At 48.1% G+C, this 362-nt stretch carries 1 pseudogene; it reads left to right on the top strand.

Features of this window, described 5'->3' with window-relative positions:
• Nucleotides 1-48 precede the first annotated feature (48 nt).
• Nucleotides 49-348: pseudogene (locus CWB80_RS22330) on the top strand (hypothetical protein); the annotation flags it as partial.
• Between the last annotated feature and the right edge of the window lie 14 nt (nt 349-362).

The raw sequence follows: 362 nt of genomic DNA, 5'->3' as shown, positions 1-362 counted from the left end.
GCTCACTACATAAAAGTATTGCAGCGTTAATATAATGGTTCGACCACCCCTCGTGATGAGCTAGAGCAGCAGTTAAACGATTTGTTAGGTGCGTTAGTAACGAAGATGAATAACCCAGATGAGTCGTTAATTGCTACACACCCGCTCAAAGACGCAAAAGTAACGGTATCTGAGACCCCAGGAAACACAGGTTATTACCGCGTGAGCACTTACAATCTGCCTCACTTCCAAGTTGATGTTAGTGATGTTCGCCTTGCGCTTGTTGGGCCAATGCCTGGCGAAAAAGGAACTGCCACGCCGCCGAGGATACGGATTTACGCAGGCGGTGTAAAGACGGCAATTTGGTGAGTAGCTGGTTGGTG

This window comes from Pseudoalteromonas sp. S1650 (assembly GCF_005887195.1).
GTDB lineage: Bacteria > Pseudomonadota > Gammaproteobacteria > Enterobacterales > Alteromonadaceae > Pseudoalteromonas > Pseudoalteromonas simplex.
The sequence above is the reverse complement of the archived record's forward strand: the minus strand, read 5'-3'. Positions and strand labels throughout refer to the sequence as shown.